This window comes from Streptomyces sp. NPDC048297, assembly GCF_043201585.1.
Lineage (GTDB): Bacteria > Actinomycetota > Actinomycetes > Streptomycetales > Streptomycetaceae > Streptomyces.
In genome coordinates, this window is sequence record NZ_JBICZA010000010.1 from 136,356 (window position 1) to 152,471 (window position 16,116).

Genomic DNA, 16,116 nt, shown 5'->3' on the forward strand with positions numbered 1-16,116 from the left:
CCGCCACCTGCGCTTTCGCGCACGACGCCATCTGCGCTTTCCCGCGCGACGTCACCGGATTTCGCGCGTGACGTCACCTGCGTGCGCACGACGTCACCTGCGTCTGGGCAGGGGCACTCGCTGCAGGTCGTGGGCCACGGTCAGCTCTCCCCCGAATCCCGCCGCCCGCGCCTGCCGCTCGAACTCCGCCGGGTCCGGGTAGCGCTGGCTGAAGTGGGTGAGGACGAGGTGCCGTACCCCCGCGTCCCGGGCGACGGCGGCGGCCTGCCCGGCGGTCAGATGCCCGTGGTCGACGGCGAGTTCGACGTCCTCGTCGAGGAACGTGGACTCGATGACCAGCATGTCGCAGCCCTCGGCGAGCGCGTGCACGCCCTCGCACAGCCGGGTGTCCATGACGAACGCGAACCGCTGGCCGCGCCGCACCTCGCTGACCTCGTCCAGCGCGACGCCCCCGAGGACACCCTCCCGCTGGATCCGGCCGACGTCCGGCCCCTTGATGCCGTGCGCGGCGAGCCGGTCCGGCAGCATGCGCAGGCCGTCGGGCTCGGTCAGCCGGTAGCCGTAGGACTCGACGGGGTGGGACAGCTTCCGGGCTTCGAGCGTGTACGACGACGTCGCCGCGAGGGTGCCGTCCGCGTCGACCGGTGCCTCGGTGAGGCGGACGGTCTCCCGGTAGGCGGTGGCGTACCGCAGCCGGTCGAAGAAGCGCTGCCCGGAGCGCGGGTAGTGCGCGGTGATCTCGTGCGGGACCCGGTCGAGGTTGATGCGCTGGATGACGCCGGCGAGGCCGAGGCTGTGGTCGCCGTGGAAGTGCGTGACGCAGATCCGGTTCAGGTCGTGGGCGGCGGCCCCGGCGCGCAGCATCTGCCGCTGGGTGCCCTCGCCGGGGTCGAACAGGATGCCCTCGCCGTCCCAGCGCAGCAGATAGCCGTTGTGGTTGCGGTGCCGGGTCGGGACCTGGCTGGCGGTACCGAGGACCACCAATTCACGGACGGACACGGCGACTTATCCGGGGGGCCATTCCATGCCACGGCCGCCGAGGACGTGCGCGTGGGCGTGCCAGACGGTCTGTCCGGCGCCGCTGCCGGTGTTGAAGACGATGCGGTAGCTGTCGAGTTCGTCCTCGTCGGCGACGGCCTGCGTCTCGGCGAGCACGTCGGCGGCGAGGGCCGGCGCGGACGCGGCCAGCTCGGCGGCGTTCTTGTAGTGGGCCTTGGGGATCACCAGGACATGTGTCGGCGCCTGGGGGTTTATGTCCCGGAAGGCGACCGTGGTGTCGGTCTCGCGGACGATCGTCGCCGGGATGTGGCCCGCGACGATCTTGCAGAACAGGCAGTCGTCCTGCGCTTCTCCCGCCATGGCGCTGCGCTCACTTTCGCCGGTGATCAGTACGGGGGCATGGTAGTCGGTTCGGTGCGGGTCGGTGGGGGCTGGTCGCGCCCCGCGGCGGAGCCGCATATCGACACAGTCCCGCGCCCCTAGGTCGGGAGGCCTGGCGGTGTTTTGGCAGGCGCTGCCTCCAGTGCTTCCAGGGCCAGCCTTATCGCCTCGTCCAGTTGGGGGTCGTGGCCCGCTGCCCAGTCCTGGGGGCGCTGGAGGACTTCGACGTCCGGGTCGACGCCGTGGTTCTCGACGTCCCAGCCGGGGCCCTCAAGCCAGAAGGCGTACTTGGGCTGGGTGATCCGGGTGCCGTCGACGAGGCCGTAGCGGCTGTCGATGCCGATGACACCGCCCCAGGTGCGGGTGCCGACGACGGGGCCGATACCGAGGGCCTTGATCGCCGCGTTGACGATGTCGCCGTCGGAGCCGGAGAACTCGTTGGCGACGGCGACGACGGGGCCGCGCGGGGCGTCCTGCGGGTAGCTGACGGGCTGCATGCCGCGCGGCAGGTCCCAGCCGACGATCCGGCGGGCCAGCTTCTCCACGACGAGCTGGGAGGTGTGGCCGCCGCGGTTCTCGCGGACGTCGACGACGAGGCCCTCGCGGGCCACCTCGACGCGCAGGTCACGGTGGATCTGGGCCCAGCCGGGCGCCTGCATGTCGGGCACGTGGAGGTAGCCGAGGCGGCCACCGGAATGCTCGTGGACGTAGGCGCGGCGGTCGGCGACCCAGGCGTGGTAGCGCAGGGGTTCCTCGTCCGCGACAGGGACGACGACCGCGTGCCGGGGCTCGCCCCCGCCGGCGGGCGAGACGGTCAGCTCGACAGGCGTGCCGGCCGTGCCGGTCAGCAGCGGTCCGGGGCCGGTCACCGGGTCGACCAGATGGCCGGCGACCGCGATGATCGCGTCCCCGGGGCGTACGGCGACGCCGGGCGCGGTGAGCGGGGAGCGGGCCTGGGGGTCGGAGGTCTCCGACGGGAGGATCCGGTCGACGCGCCAGCTGCCGTCCTCGTGGCGGGAGATGTCGGCGCCGAGCAGGCCCTGCCGGGCGCCGTCGCCGAAGCCGCCGCGCGGGGTGACGTAGGCGTGCGAGGTGCCGAGTTCGCCGTGCACCTCCCACAGGAGGTCCACGAGGTCGTCGTGGGTGGCGAGGCGGGCGAGGAGGGGGCGGTAGCGGTCGAGGACGCCGTCCCAGTCGACGCCGCCCATGTCGGGCCGCCAGAAGTTGTCCCGCATGAGGCGGCCCGTCTCGTCGTACATCTGCCGCCACTCGGCGACCGGGTCGACGGTCTGCAGGATCCGGCCGAGGTCGACGGTGATGTTCCCGTCGCTGTCCTCGTCGTCGGGGGCGCGCCGGTCGGCGGGTACGACCTTGAGCCGGCCGTCGGTCCACAGCAGGACCCGCTTGCCGTCGCCGCTGACCTCGAAGTGGTCGGCGTCGGCGGCGAGATGCTCCAGGCGCTGCTGGGCGAGGTCGTAGCGCTCCAGCTCGGTCTTCGGGTCGGGGGCGTCGGGGGTGGCGCGGGAGGCGCCGAGGACGCCGCGCACCGGGTGGCGCAGCCACAGGACGCCGTCCTTGGCGGCCCGCAGGTTGGAGTAGCGGGCGGCCTCGACCGGGAAGGGCACGATGCGGTCGGCGAGGCCGTCGAGGTCGATCCGGGTGGCCGGGGTGCCCTCGCTGTCGGGGGTCTCGTCCTTGTCCGGGGTGCCGAAGGGCCGGCCGTGCCGCTGCGGTCCGAACGGGGACGGCGTGGTCGCGGCGAGGGTGATCAGGTGGGGGCGGACGCCCTCCACGAAGGCCAGGTCGAAGACGTGCTCGTCGTAGACCGGGTCGAAGGAGCGGCTGGAGAGGAAGGCGAGGTGCTTGCCGTCCTGGGTGAAGGCGGGCGCGTAGTCCTGGAAGCGCAGCGGGGTCGCCTCGGTGACCGACAGGTCGGTGATCTGGGCGATGCGCAGCTGGGACAGCGGGCGGGGGCCGGGGTGGGTCCAGGCGAGCCAGCCGGAGTCGGGCGAGAAGGCGAGGCCGCTGACGTCGCCGTGCTCGCTGCGGTCCACCTCGCGGACCTCGCCGGTCTCGCGTTCGACCAGCAGCAGCCGGCCGTCGTGCGAGGCGACGGCGGCCCTGCTGCCGTCGGGGGCCATGGCGAGCGCCAGCACCCGGCCGAGCTGTCCGGCGGCGAGCCGGCGCGGTACGGCGCCCGGGGTGAGACCGGTCGCGGGGGCGAACTCCAGGGCGTCCTCGCCCTCGGCGTCCGTCACCCACACCACCCATTCCTCGCCCTCCGTGCGGAAGGTGCGGGGCAGCCGGGTCCGCACGCCGGGCTGGGCGGCGAGGGCGCGGGCCGGTCCCGAGCGGTGGGTGACCCAGTGGACGGCGCCGCGCACCGCGACCGCGCTGCCGCGCGCGGTGTGGTCGGGGGCGGCGGAGCCGAACCAGCGGGAGGCGGTGACCGGGAAGGGCTGGAGGTCCACGCGCGGTCCGCCGAGCCGGACGTCCAGCGGGCGCGGTTCGGCGCCGTCGAGGTCGTCCAGGATCCACAGCCGGCCCGCGCTGGAGTAGACGACGCGCCGGCCGTCGGTGGCGGCGTGCCGGGCGTAGAAGCTGTCGATCGGTGTGTGGCGGCGCAGGTCGGAGCCGTCGGCGAGGGAGGAGTACAGGGCTCCGGTGCCCTCGTGGTCGGACAGGAACGCGATCCGGTCGCCGACCCACCCGGGGTACTCGATGTTGCCGTCCAACTCCTCGTGCAGCCGCGTGAATTCACCGTCGCCCTCACGGTCGATCCACAACTTGCCCGCCGTGCCGCCCCGGTAGCGCTTCCACCAGGCGGCCTCGCGGCCCATCGGGGCGGACAGCAGCACGGTGTGCGGGCCGTGGGCGAGGTCGCCGACCGGGCCGTACGGCAGGGTGGTGGCCGGTCCGCCGTCCAGCGGGACGGCCCGTGCCCAGGTGCGGCGCAGGCTCGGCTGGCCCTGGGTGCTGAGCGCGAGGACCTCGCCGTCCGGGGTCCAGCCACGCACCTGGGTCTTCCAACTCCCCCAGTACGTGAGCCGTTTGGAGGGTCCGCCGGTGAGCGGAGCGATGTGCGCCTCGGGGGCTCCGTCGCGGGTGGAGGTCCAGGCGACGGTGGTGCCGTCGGGCGAGATACGGGGGTGGTTCACCGGCACGTTGTCGGCGCTGACCCGCCAGGCCCGCCCGCCGTCCAGCGGCGCCAGCCACACGTCGTCCTCGGCGACGAAGGTCACCAAGTCCCCGTGGACATGGGGGAATCGGAGATACGACGAACTGTCCGTGGATTTTGTGGAAGGCCCCTGAGTCACTCCGTCACCTTACGCGGCACCTGTCGCTCCCGGCTCTGGTTTTCGATCACTTGCCCTCGACCGGCCAGCAGGTCGGGTCGCCCTTGCACCACAGGGTGCGCGTGACGGTGACCGTCACGGTCGGCTCGGGCCGCCCGGGGGGCCGGCCGGTGGCCGGCGGGGTGAACACCGGTGCGGGGGTGGCGGTGCAGTCGCCGAGCCCGTCGACGTGGAACACCCGCCGGCCGCCGACCGTGCCGGTCAGACTCCCGCGCACACAGGCGCCGTCGACGGACTTGGTCACCTTCCCGGTGACGGTGATCTTCCGCCGGTCCCCGGTCTGTCCCTGGCAGTCGACGGAGACGACGGTGCTCTCGGTCGGCGAGGGCGTACGGCCGGGGGTGAAGCCGTGGTTGCCGTAGTCGGCGGTGCAGCTGAGCCAGTTGACGTCCACGTGCTGCCGTTCGAGCTCGGCGGTCGCGGTCTTGTCCGTGGTGTACGCCACCGACGCCGCGCCGAGGCCCCCCGGCTCACAACCGACCAGCGCGCCCGCGCCCACGATCGCGAGCCCCGCCACGGCCATCGCCCTCGCGGGTCGCGGCCGATGCCAAATCCGCCTCAATACCCCCATGAACGGCAGAGTGCCACCGAACACGCACGGGACGGAAGGCCGCTTACGGCCACTCCACCCGTTCGAGTGCTCGCGCGAGGGTGCCGCACGTCGGGAACTCCGAAAACTCTGGGCACTTCGGGCACTTCGGGCACTTCGGATAGGAGGGCCCGGTGGGCGCTGCCGCCCGCCGTCCTGGTCAGGTGCGCAGCAGCAGCCATTCCTGGAGTTCCACCAGGTTGCCCTCCGGGTCCTTGAGGTGGGCCACGCGCAGGCGTTCGGCCATCGGGGCGGGGCCGTGCAGCAGGGTCGCGCCCCGGGCGGTGATCTCGGCGCAGTAGGCGTCGAGATCGTCGACGCGCAGCACGACCAGGGAGCGGTGGCCGGTGGCGCTCTCGCCGAGTTCGGTGAGGACCTCGGCCATCATCGAGCGGTCCTGCAGCGCTATCCCGGCGGAGCCGGCGTGCGGGCTGAACTTCTCGTACGGTCCCCCGGTCGCCCCCGACTGCGGCTTGAGGCCGAGGACGTCGGCGTAGAAGCGGTAGCAGGCGGGGAAGTCGGTGACGAGGAGACGTATCTGGGCGAGTTCCATCGGGTGCCCCCGTGGTGTCAGGACCAGCGGCCGGTGCGGCCCAGCAGCAGAGCCGCGGCGGCGGTGCCGGCGGTGGATGTGCGCAACACAGTAGGACCGAGCACGTACGGCCGCGCCCCCGCCTGTGCGAAAAGCGCCAACTCCTCGGGGGAGACGCCTCCTTCGGGGCCGACGACCAGCACGATCTCGCCGTCCGCGGGGAGTTCGGCGGTGGCGAGCGCCGCGCTGCCGTGCTCGAAGTCGGAGTGGAGGACGGCGGCGAACTCGGCCTTGGCCAGAAGTGTGCCGACCTGCTTGGTCGTTGCCGCGTCCGCTACCTCGGGGAAGCGGACCCGGCGGGACTGCTTGCCCGCCTCGCGGGCGGTGGAGCGCCACTTGCCGAGGGCCTTCTGACCCCGCTCGCCCTTCCACTGGGTGATGCAGCGGGACGCCTGCCACGGCACGATCGCATCGACGCCGACCTCGGTCATCGTCTCCACGGCGAGTTCACCCCGGTCGCCCTTGGGGAGAGCCTGGACGACGGTGATGCGGGGCGCGGGCAGCGGCTCCTCGTGCACGGACTCCAGGTCCATGACCACCAGGCGGTCCTTGCCCTCTGCGGCCTTGACGACGCCCTCGGCCCAGCGTCCCCGCCCGTCGGTGAGGACGACGTCCTCCCCGGGCCGCAGCCGCTTCACGGAGACGGCGTGCCGCCCCTCGGGGCCGTCGAGCACGAACTCCGGCCCGACGCGGTCGAGTCGGTCCACGACGAAAACGGGCGCGGTCATCGCGCTTCACCTCCGCACCGTGCCACGTCGGACAACTGCGTCCCGGCCGAGGCGAGTTCGGTCATCAGGGCCTGCACCAGTTCCCCGGCGGGCAGTTCGCGGGCCATCCGGTGCCCCTGCCCGGCGAACATCGACATGCCCTGTGCGTCACCGGCCTTGGCGGCGGCCTTGCGCAGCGGGGCGGTCAGGTAGTTGATCTCGGGGTAGGCGGCGGGGGCGTAGGGGCCGTGCTCGCGCAGGAAGCGGTTGACCAGGGCGCGGGCCGGGCGTCCGGTGAAGGCGCGGGTCAACTCGGTGCGCGCGAACAGGGGGTTGGTCAGCGCCTGCTTGTGCACGGGGTGGGCGCCCGACTCGGGGGTGGCGACGAAGGCCGTGCCCAGCTGGGCGGCGCAGGCACCGGCGGCGAGGACCGCGGCGATCTGGCCGCCGCGCATGATGCCGCCCGCGGCGACGACGGGCAGGGACACCGCCTCCCTGATCTGCGCGATCAGCGACAGCAGCCCGATGCCGGCGCCGTCGTTCTCGGGGGTGTCCCGGTGGGTGCCCTGGTGGCCGCCGGCCTCCACGCCCTGGGCTGTCACCACGTCCGCGCCGGCCCGCTCGACCGCGAGGGCCTCCTCGACGGTGGTGGCCGTGACCAGGGTGAGGGTGCCGGCCCGGCGCAGCGCGTCCAGCACCTCCCGGCTCGGCACACCGAAGTGGAAGGAGACGACCGGTACCGGGTTGTCCAGCAGCACCGCGAGCTTGGCGTCGTACCCGTCGTCCCGGCCGCCGTCCGGGTCGCCCAGCTCCGTCTCGTACCAGGTGACCTCACCGGCCAGCTGCTGGGCGTACAGCTCGACCGCGCCCGATTCGGCGTGGTCCGGCTGCGGCACGAACACGTTCACGCCGAAGGGGCGGCCGGTGAGTCCTCGCAGCTGCTTGATCTCCTGGTACATGCCGTCGGCCGTCTTGTACCCGGCGGCGAGGAACCCCAGACCGCCGGCCTCGGACACGGCGGCGGCGAGCTGCGGCACGGAGACGCCGCCCGCCATGGGGGCCTGCACGATCGGAAACGGGAAGAGATCGGTCAGTGCGGAGGACATGACCGCATGTTGTCACGTCCTGTGAAAAGGTCCGAATCGAGCCTTCCCCTTGGCACATGCCAATGCTTCCGGCTCTCTGAGCAGGCGGTGAAGGGGCGGCGCGGGCGGCGCCCCTTCACCTCAGGCCCTCAGCGCCCGTTGAACGCGTCCTTCAGACGCGAGAACAGCCCCTGCTGCCCCGGCTGGAACTGGCCCTGCGGCCGCTCCTCGCCCCGCAGCTTGGACAGCTCGCGCAGCAGCCGCTCCTGCTCGGGATCCAGCTTGGTCGGCGTCATCACCTCGACGTGCACGATCAGGTCGCCGCGACCGCCGCCCCGCAGATGCGTGACGCCCCGGCCGTGCAGCGGGATCGACTGGCCGGACTGCGTGCCGGGCCGGATGTCGACCTCCTCCATGCCGTCCAGCGTCTCCAGCGGCACCTTCGTACCGAGAGACGCCGCCGTCATCGGGATCGTGACCGTGCAGTGCAGGTCGTCGCCGCGCCGCTGGAAGGTCTGGTGCGGCAGCTCGTGGATCTCGACGTACAGGTCACCGGCGGGACCGCCGCCGGGCCCGACCTCGCCCTCGCCGGCGAGCTGGATCCGGGTGCCGTTGTCGACACCGGCCGGGATCTTCACGGTGAGGGTGCGCCGCGACCGGACGCGCCCGTCGCCCGCGCACTCCGGGCACGGGGTCGGCACGACCGTGCCGAAGCCCTGGCACTGGGGGCAGGGCCGGGAGGTCATGACCTGGCCCAGGAAGGACCGGGTCACCTGGGAGACCTCACCACGACCGCGGCACATGTCACACGTCTGGGCGGACGTGCCCGGAGCCGCGCCCTCACCGTTGCAGGTGCCGCAGACGATCGCGGTGTCGACCTGGATGTCCTTGGTCGTCCCGAAGGCCGCCTCGTCCAGCTCGACCTCGAGCCGGATCATCGCGTCCTGGCCGCGCCGGGTGCGCGAGCGGGGCCCGCGCTGCGACGCCGTACCGAAGAACGCGTCCATGATGTCGGAGAAGTTGCCGAAGCCACCGGCCCCGAAACCGCCCGCACCGCCGCCGGCCTGCGAGAGCGGGTCGCCGCCGAGGTCGTAGACCTGCTTCTTCTGCGGGTCCGACAGCACCTCGTAGGCGGCGTTGATCTCCTTGAACCGCTCCTGGGTCTTCGGATCGGGGTTGACGTCCGGGTGCAGCTCGCGCGCGAGCCGACGGAACGCCTTCTTGATCTCATCCTGCGACGCGTCGCGGCGCACGCCGAGAACGGCGTAGTAGTCCGTGGCCACTTACGACTCCGCCAGGATCTGTCCGACGTACCGTGCCACTGCGCGTACCGCTCCCATCGTTCCCGGATAGTCCATGCGGGTCGGTCCGACCACGCCGAGCTTGGCAACCGCCTCGCCGCCCGAACCGTAGCCGACCGACACGACTGAAGTGGAGTTGAGTCCCTCATGGGCGTTCTCGTGCCCGATACGCACGGTCATGCCCGGATCCTTCGCCTCGCCAAGGAGTTTGAGGAGCACGACCTGCTCCTCCAGTGCCTCCAGGACGGGCCGGATGGTGAGAGGGAAGTCATGTCCGAAGCGGGTCAGATTGGCGGTTCCGCCGATCATCAGCCGCTCCTCGTTCTCCTCGACCAGTGTCTCCAGCAAAGTGGAGAGCACCGCCGAGACCGTACCGCGATCCTCGGCCTCGAAGGCGTCGGCCAGGTCCTCGACCAGATGCGGCACGTCGGTGAACCGGCGCCCCGCGACCCTGCTGTTCAGCCGGGCCCGCAGATCCGCCAGTGAGGTCTCCCCGAAGGGCGCCGGGCAGTCGATCATCCGCTGCTCGACCCGGCCGGTGTCCGTGATCAGCACGAGCATCACGCGCGCGGGGGCGAGCGCGAGCAGCTCCACGTGCCGCACGGTCGAGCGGGTCAGGGACGGGTACTGCACGACGGCGACCTGCCGGGTGAGCTGCGCGAGCAGCCGTACCGTGCGCGCCACGACGTCGTCGAGGTCGACGGCGCCCCCCAGGAAGTTCTGGATGGCGCGCCGCTCGGGCGCGGTCATCGGCTTGACGCCGGCGAGCTTGTCGACGAACAGCCGGTAGCCCTTGTCGGTGGGGATGCGCCCGGCGCTGGTGTGCGGCTGGGCGATGAAGCCCTCGTCCTCCAGGACGGCCATGTCGTTGCGCACGGTCGCCGGGGAGACGCCGAGATTGTGACGCTCCGTGAGCGCCTTCGACCCCACCGGCTCCTCGGTTCCCACATAGTCCTGGACGATGGCGCGCAGAACCTGCAGCCTTCGTTCACTCAGCATCCGCGCGCACCTCCATCACGTCTTCCCCACGGCTCCCCACGGCCCTTCGGATCCTGGCCTGGCACTCAACACGTGCGAGTGCCAGCCGTCCCCGGCCCAGTGTACGGCCGTGGGGTACTGACTGGGCAAGGTCCGTACCACGGTGACGGCCTGTGACGGCTAGCGTCGCGGTATGACGGTGACTTGGGAAGACCTGGGATGGCAGCGGCTGGCGGAGGGGGTCGGCCGGTGCCGGCTGCCCGGCTGGGACTGCACGGTGGGGCTGGTCGTCGGCGCGGGCACGGCGCTGTTGGTGGACGCCGGGTCGAGCCTCGCCGAGGGTGCGCGGCTGCGTGAGGCGGCGCGGCGGCTGACCGGCCGGCGTGTGACCCATCTCGCGCTGACCCACCCCCACTTCGACCATGTCTTCGGCGCGCCCGCGTTCGCCGGTGCGCGGGTGTACGCGGCGGTGGGCCTGGAGACGGTGTTCGCGCACGAGCGCGAGGACCTGCGGCTGGACGCGATCAGGAACGGCCTGCCGGTGGCGGACGCCCAGGAGGCGGTGGCCGCGCTGACCGCGCCGCGCCATCTGGTGAGCGGCGAGTGGACCCTCGACCTGGGCGAGGGCCGCCAGGTGCTGCTGGCGAACGTCGGTCCCGGCCACACCGCCCACGATCTCGCGGTCCTCGTCCCCGGCGCCCCGGGGACTCCAGGGACTCCCGAGACCCCGGGGACTCCCACGACCCCGGAGGTCGTCTTCTGCGGCGACCTCGTCGAGGAGTCCGGCGCACCCCAGGCCGGCCCGGACGCCGTACCCTCCCGCTGGCCGGACGCCCTGGACCGGCTGCTGGCGCTCGGCGGCGAGGACGCGCTGTACGTGCCCGGTCACGGAGCCGTGGTGGACGCGGCGTTCGTACGACGCCAGCGCGACGAACTGGCGTCCCGTTTCGGCGTGTCGTAGGCGCGGCCCCGGGGCTTCTCCTATCGTCATCCGAATGCGCCAGTACTCCCCCGACCTGACCCCTCCCTGGAAGAAGTCCCAGCCGGTGCCCGAGGTCCCGGCGGATCCGGGCCTGGTGGTGGAGGAGCCCGGTACCGGGTTCTGCGGTGCGGTGATCCGCTGCGAGGCGGGCACGGTGACCCTGGAGGACCGCTTCGGCAAGCACCGGGTGTTCCCGCTGGAGCCGCGCGGCTTCCTGCTGGAGGGGCGCGTGGTGACGCTCGTACGCCCATCGTCCGCGGCTCCGGCACGTCCCGCCCGTACGGCGTCCGGCTCGGTCGCCGTACCCGGCGCACGCGCGCGCGTGGCCCGCGCCGGCCGCATCTACGTCGAGGGCCGGCACGACGCCGAGCTGGTCGAGAAGGTGTGGGGCGACGACCTGCGCGTCGAGGGCGTGGTCGTGGAGTACCTGGAGGGCGTGGACGATCTGCCGGCGATCGTGGAGTCTTTCGCGCCGGGTCCGGACGCCCGCCTGGGGATCCTCGTGGACCACCTGGTCCCGGGCACGAAGGAGTGGCGCATCGCGGAGTCGGTGACGAGCGCGCACGCGCTGGTGGTGGGCCACCCGTACATCGACATCTGGGAGGCGGTGAAGCCGTCGTCCCTGGGCATCCCCGGCTGGCCCCGGGTGCCGCACGGCCAGGACTGGAAGACGGGCGTGTGCCGGGCGCTGGGCTGGCCGCCGGAGAACACCGGGGCGGTGTGGCAGGCGATCCTGGCGCGGGTCGGGTCCTACAAGGACCTGGAGCCGGAACTGCTGGGGCGGGTGGAGGAACTGATCGACTTCGTCACGGGTAGCGGTGGGGCCTGACGTTGGGGAAGGTACCGAACTCGCTGGTGTCCAGTTCGAGCCCCGGATCCTCCAGCAGAACCGGATCGCCGAACTTGACGATCTCCTGAGTCAGGTAGTCGGCGTCCTCACCTCGGCCTGCGGGCTTCGTCAGCAGAACGCAGTGCGCCATGATCGGGTCGAGGATGAGGTAGGCGGGGATCTTTCCCCCTGCGTAGATCGAGCGCTTGACCACGTAGTCCTGGTGGACGCTGGACTTGGAGACGACCTCGACGACCATCGTGATCAGCGAGGACGGCAGCAGGCGACCTGAGTCGGGAAGCAGATCACGCTCCATGACCACCAGGTCCGGTACGGGCTCACTGGCCTCATCCAGGATGTCCACGTCCTGAGTCTGGAGCCGAGACCAACGCTGCCGCGGGATCTGGTCCTGGACATCGGCAACGATCGTGTTGTGCACGATGTCAGGGCTGGCCATCATCACGATTACCCCCCGGAGAAGCTCAACCTTGATGCCCTCGGGAGGCTCGAACTCCTCGAAGAACTTGGTCATCCCACGCTCGTCCACAGCGGTCATCTCCGTGGCCCTCCACATCCGCCGCGTCCTTTTGGCGGCAGCCTACGAACCAGGTTAGGGACCGAACCGGCGTTCCGCAGTGATTCACTCCGCCGGGTGATCAGTCCACCAGGTCCCGCACCACGGCGTCCGCCAGCAGCCTCCCCCGCAACGTGAGCACGGCGCGTCCCTCCTCGTACGGCCCCTCCTGGAGGAGACCGTCCGCCAGCGCCCGCCCCGAGGCCGCGAGGCCCTCCTCGCGCAGCAGTGACAACGGCACCCCCTCCCGAAGCCTCAGCTCCAGCAGGATCCGCTCGACCCGCCGGTCCTCGTCGGACAGCAGCTCGCGCCCCGCACCCGGCGAGCGGCCCGAGGCGAGGGCCGCCGCGTACGCGCCCGGATGCTTGACGTTCCACCAGCGCACCCCGCCCACGTGCGAGTGCGCCCCCGGGCCGGCCCCCCACCAGTCGGCGCCGCGCCAGTACAGCTCGTTGTGCAGGCAGCGGCCGGCCTGCGAGGTGGCCCAGTTGGAGACCTCGTACCAGTCGAAACCGGCCGCGGACAGCATCTCCTCGGCGATCAGGTACCGGTCGGCGTGGACGTCGTCGTCCGTCATCGGGACCTCGCCCCGGCGGATGCGGCGGGCGAGCTGGGTGCCTTCCTCGACGATCAGGGCGTACGCGCTGATGTGGTCGGGACCGGCGCCGAGCGCCGCCTCCAGCGAGGCCCTCCAGTCGTCGTCCGACTCGCCGGGGGTGCCGTAGATCAGGTCGAGGTTGACGTGCTCGAAGCCCTGCGCCCGCGCCTCCGCGACGCATGCCTCGGGGCGGCCGGGGGTGTGGGTCCGGTCCAGGATCTTCAGCACGTGCTGCTTCGCGCTCTGCATGCCGAAGGAGATCCGGTTGAAGCCGCCCTCCCGGAGCGTGGCCAGGTACGCCGGGTCGACGGACTCCGGGTTCGCCTCCGTCGTGACCTCGGCGTCCGGCGCGAGACCGAACTCGTCGCGGATCGCGGCCAGCATCCGTACGAGGTCGTCGGCGGCCAGGAGTGTCGGCGTGCCACCGCCGACGAAGACCGTGCGGACCTCGCGCGGGTCGTCGCCCAGCGCCTTCCGGGCGAGGCGGATCTCGTCGGTCAGGGTGTCGGCGTAGTTGTCCCGGGAGGCCAGCACGCCGCCGGTGCCGCGCAGCTCGGTCGCGGTGTAGGTGTTGAAGTCGCAGTAGCCGCAGCGGGTCGCGCAGTACGGGACGTGCAGGTAGAACCCGAGGGGCCGGCCGGCGGCCCCGGCGAGCGCGGAGGCGGGCAGCGCGCCGTCGTCGGGGACGGGCTCGCCGTCGGGGAGTGCGGAAGGCATGTACTCCATTGTCCCGTACGACGGCGATTGCTCGACGGCGGATTACTCGGGGCCCTCACTCGGCTTACCCGGGGCTCTCTCACTCGGCCTGGAGGACCAGCAGAGCCAGGTCGTCCGCGGGCAGGCCGCCGCCGAAGTCGTGCACGAGGCGGCGGATCCGCTCGGCGATCAGCTCGGCGCTCAGGCCCGCGCAGCCGGACAGGGCGCGGGCGAGCCCGTCGCCGTCGTCGAACTGGCGGGGGCCGGAACGGCGCTCGGTCACCCCGTCCGTGACGCACAGCAGGCTGTCGCCGGGGCGCAGTTCGATGGTCTCGCTGGTGTAGGTCTCGTCCTCGACGACCCCGAGCAGGGTCTGCGGGCGGGCCGCGGTGGCCACCTTGCCGTCGGGGCGCAGCAGGAGGGGCAGCGGGTGCCCGGCGGAGGCGAGGGTGCAGCGGACGCCGCCGTCGAACGGGGTCAGCTCGCCGTAGAGCAGGGAGAGGAAGCGGGTCTGCGGGCCGTCCGCGGGGGCCAGGGGACGGCCGCCGGCGGCGACCAGCGCGCGGGCGGCGGCGTCGGCGGCCTCGGTGGCGTCGTCAAGCAGGAGCTGGTTGAGGCGGTCGAGGACGTCGGCGACCCGGTAGCCCTCGCGGGCCAGCAGTCTGAGCCAGGGCCGGGCGAGCCCGATCACGACGGCGGCCTCGGGGCCCTTGCCCTGGACGTCGCCGACGGCGAAGCACCAGCGGCCGTCGCCCGCCGGGAACAGGTCGTAGAAGTCGCCGCTGGGGCCGCCCTTGTCGCAGGGCTCGTAGACGAGCGCGCTGCTCACCCCGGGGATCTCGGCGACCGCGCCGGGCAGCAGGCCGCGCTGCAGGACGGCGCTGATGGTGGCCTGGCGGGCGTACTGGCGGGCGGCGCCGATGGCCAGCGCCACCCGGCGGCTGAGGTCCTCGACCAGACCGGTGACCTCGTCGGGGAACCCGGCCGGACCGCACCGGCCGATCACCAGCGTGCCCAGCGGACGGCCGCCCGCGACCAGCCGGTAGGCGAGCGCGATGCCCTCGACGCCCTCCGGGCCGAGCGCGTCGCCGGGCCACGGGTACGGCCGGGGCCCTGCCCACACGCCGTCGAGCGAACCGGGCGGGTCCTTCTCCAGGGCCCGGTGCAGTTCCTCGATGAGGTTCTCGCACGCGTGCCAGACCCGGGCGGGGCCGCCGCCGTCGCCGCCGCGTACGGACGCCTCGTCCTCCAGCCACACCGCGCACCAGTCGGCGAGCCGGGGCACGATCAGCTGGCCGGTGAGGGCGGCGACCAGGGTCTCGTCGAGCTGTCCCGCGAGCAGGTCGGAGGCCTCGGCCAGGAAGGACAGCGCGCCCCGCCCGAACCAGTCCCGGTCTCCGCTGCGGCGCGGCTGCGGGGCGAGGGCCTCGGCGGCGTCCAGCGTGTACCCCGGCGCGGGCCCGTCGGCGTCCGGCCGGCCCCCGGCGGGCAGCCGCGCCCACACCGTCTTGGCACCGGTGCGGTAGGTGACGCCCCAGGACTCGGCGAGCGCCGCGACCAGGCGCAGCCCGCGCCCGTACTCGAGGGAGTCGTACGACGCCTCGCCGCCGACGGGGTCGCGTGGCGCGCGGAACGGATGCCTGTCACCGACCTCGACCACGAACGCGCCGCACTCCTCCAGCCGCCAGTCGACCTCCACGTCCGTACCGGCGTGTACGACGGCGTTCGTGACCAGCTCACTGACCACCGCCATGGCGTCGTCGGCCAGCCGCCCGTCGAATCCGGCGGGCCCCCGCCCTCCCCACTCCCCGAGAGCGGACCGCACCAGGGCACGCGCCGCCCCCGGCGCGAGGGGGCTCCCGGGCAACGTGGCGTGCCCCTGCGCCCCCCGGCCGCCGGTCTCACTCTCCCGCTGCGTCGGTATGGCCGCCATGTCCATGCGGCCAGGGTGACAGAACGGTGGCATACATAAGCGTTGAGTTACGAAAGCGGCCACCAGCGACCGCGAAACACCCCACCCAACCACCAAAACCCATCCACAACCGAACAAGCCCGAGCGAAATCACCCCCCCAAAGAATCACAGCCACAAACTCGACCATCCCGAGCGGAGACCCCTCCGAGGGGCGCGGAACCATACGCCGTGCACGGGGCCGAGCGAATGCGCTCCGGGGAGCGCGAGACCATGCGCCATTCGCAAGGCCGAGCGACACCCCCCAAGGGGCGCGGGGAACTGCACAATCTCCCGGTCCGAACGAAGGCCCCCCGGGGGGCGGAACCATCCGCCACCCACGAGGCCGAGCAACAACCCCCAAGGGGCACGGGGAACTGCGCAACCTCCCGAGCCAAGCGACGGCCCCCCGGGGGGCGGAACCATCCGCCACCCACGAGGCCGAGCAACAACCCCCAAGGGGCACGGGGAACTGCGCAACCTCCCGAGCCAAGCGACGG

14 protein-coding genes are annotated in these 16,116 nt (G+C 72.5%); 2 read left to right on the forward strand and 12 right to left on the reverse strand.

The window, feature by feature from the left end; translation table 11 throughout:
* Nucleotides 1-93: 93 nt before the first annotated feature.
* From ACGFYV_RS13685 to hrcA, 9 genes are all read right to left on the reverse strand, one after another.
* Complete coding sequence (locus ACGFYV_RS13685) at nucleotides 94-999, reverse strand: ribonuclease Z (RefSeq protein WP_393878550.1); 906 nt, start codon at nucleotides 997-999, stop codon at nucleotides 94-96.
* A gap of 6 nt (nucleotides 1,000-1,005) precedes the next feature.
* Nucleotides 1,006-1,359, reverse strand: a complete 354-nt coding sequence (locus tag ACGFYV_RS13690; RefSeq protein ID WP_393878551.1) for a histidine triad nucleotide-binding protein — start codon at nucleotides 1,357-1,359, stop codon at nucleotides 1,006-1,008.
* 119 nt (nucleotides 1,360-1,478) lie between these two features.
* Nucleotides 1,479-4,625, reverse strand: coding sequence for a S41 family peptidase (locus tag ACGFYV_RS13695; RefSeq protein ID WP_393878552.1), 3,147 nt, complete (start codon nucleotides 4,623-4,625; stop codon nucleotides 1,479-1,481).
* 118 nt (nucleotides 4,626-4,743) lie between these two features.
* The gene (locus tag ACGFYV_RS13700) at nucleotides 4,744-5,259 is read right to left on the reverse strand and encodes a hypothetical protein (protein WP_393878553.1); all 516 of its coding nucleotides are present in this window, start codon (nucleotides 5,257-5,259) and stop codon (nucleotides 4,744-4,746) included.
* A gap of 226 nt (nucleotides 5,260-5,485) precedes the next feature.
* Nucleotides 5,486-5,878, reverse strand: coding sequence for a VOC family protein (locus ACGFYV_RS13705; protein ID WP_393878554.1), 393 nt, complete (start codon nucleotides 5,876-5,878; stop codon nucleotides 5,486-5,488).
* 17 nt (nucleotides 5,879-5,895) lie between these two features.
* Nucleotides 5,896-6,645 carry a 16S rRNA (uracil(1498)-N(3))-methyltransferase gene (locus ACGFYV_RS13710; RefSeq protein ID WP_393878555.1) on the reverse strand — a complete coding sequence of 250 codons (750 nt, stop codon included), beginning with the start codon at nucleotides 6,643-6,645 and terminating at the stop codon, nucleotides 5,896-5,898.
* Nucleotides 6,642-7,730 (reverse strand): nitronate monooxygenase, encoded by a 1,089-nt coding sequence (locus ACGFYV_RS13715; protein ID WP_393878556.1) that lies wholly within the window; start codon nucleotides 7,728-7,730, stop codon nucleotides 6,642-6,644. Before ACGFYV_RS13715 ends, ACGFYV_RS13710 begins: the two co-directional genes overlap by 4 nt.
* 128 nt (nucleotides 7,731-7,858) lie before the next feature.
* Nucleotides 7,859-8,992: a molecular chaperone DnaJ gene (gene dnaJ / locus ACGFYV_RS13720; protein ID WP_393878557.1), complete on the reverse strand. Its 1,134-nt coding sequence runs from the start codon at nucleotides 8,990-8,992 to the stop codon at nucleotides 7,859-7,861.
* Nucleotides 8,993-10,009 (reverse strand): heat-inducible transcriptional repressor HrcA, encoded by a 1,017-nt coding sequence (gene hrcA / locus ACGFYV_RS13725; RefSeq protein ID WP_393878558.1) that lies wholly within the window; start codon nucleotides 10,007-10,009, stop codon nucleotides 8,993-8,995.
* Nucleotides 10,010-10,181: 172 nt separating this feature from the next.
* Here hrcA and ACGFYV_RS13730 point away from each other — a divergent pair, with 172 nt between their 5' ends.
* Together ACGFYV_RS13730 and ACGFYV_RS13735 are read left to right on the forward strand one after the other, a co-directional pair.
* Nucleotides 10,182-10,949, forward strand: a complete 768-nt coding sequence (locus tag ACGFYV_RS13730; protein ID WP_393878559.1) for an MBL fold metallo-hydrolase — start codon at nucleotides 10,182-10,184, stop codon at nucleotides 10,947-10,949.
* 34 nt (nucleotides 10,950-10,983) lie between these two features.
* A complete protein-coding gene (locus ACGFYV_RS13735) occupies nucleotides 10,984-11,799 on the forward strand; it encodes a DUF3097 domain-containing protein (RefSeq protein ID WP_393878560.1) in 816 nt (271 codons plus the stop codon).
* On the opposite strand, the gene ACGFYV_RS13740 is transcribed toward ACGFYV_RS13735, so the two are convergent.
* The 3 genes from ACGFYV_RS13740 to ACGFYV_RS13750 all read right to left on the reverse strand — a co-directional run bounded on the left by ACGFYV_RS13740 (nucleotide 11,777) and on the right by ACGFYV_RS13750 (nucleotide 15,600).
* Entirely contained in the window at nucleotides 11,777-12,355 is a 579-nt protein-coding gene (locus ACGFYV_RS13740; RefSeq protein ID WP_393878561.1) for a Uma2 family endonuclease, read from the reverse strand. The genes ACGFYV_RS13735 and ACGFYV_RS13740 overlap by 23 nt on opposite strands.
* A 100-nt stretch (nucleotides 12,356-12,455) precedes the next feature.
* On the reverse strand, nucleotides 12,456-13,688 hold the full coding sequence (gene hemW / locus ACGFYV_RS13745) for a radical SAM family heme chaperone HemW (RefSeq protein ID WP_393878562.1): 1,233 nt from the start codon (nucleotides 13,686-13,688) through the stop codon (nucleotides 12,456-12,458).
* 79 nt (nucleotides 13,689-13,767) lie between these two features.
* Nucleotides 13,768-15,600 (reverse strand): SpoIIE family protein phosphatase, encoded by a 1,833-nt coding sequence (locus tag ACGFYV_RS13750; protein ID WP_393878636.1) that lies wholly within the window; start codon nucleotides 15,598-15,600, stop codon nucleotides 13,768-13,770.
* Nucleotides 15,601-16,116: the final 516 nt, after the last annotated feature.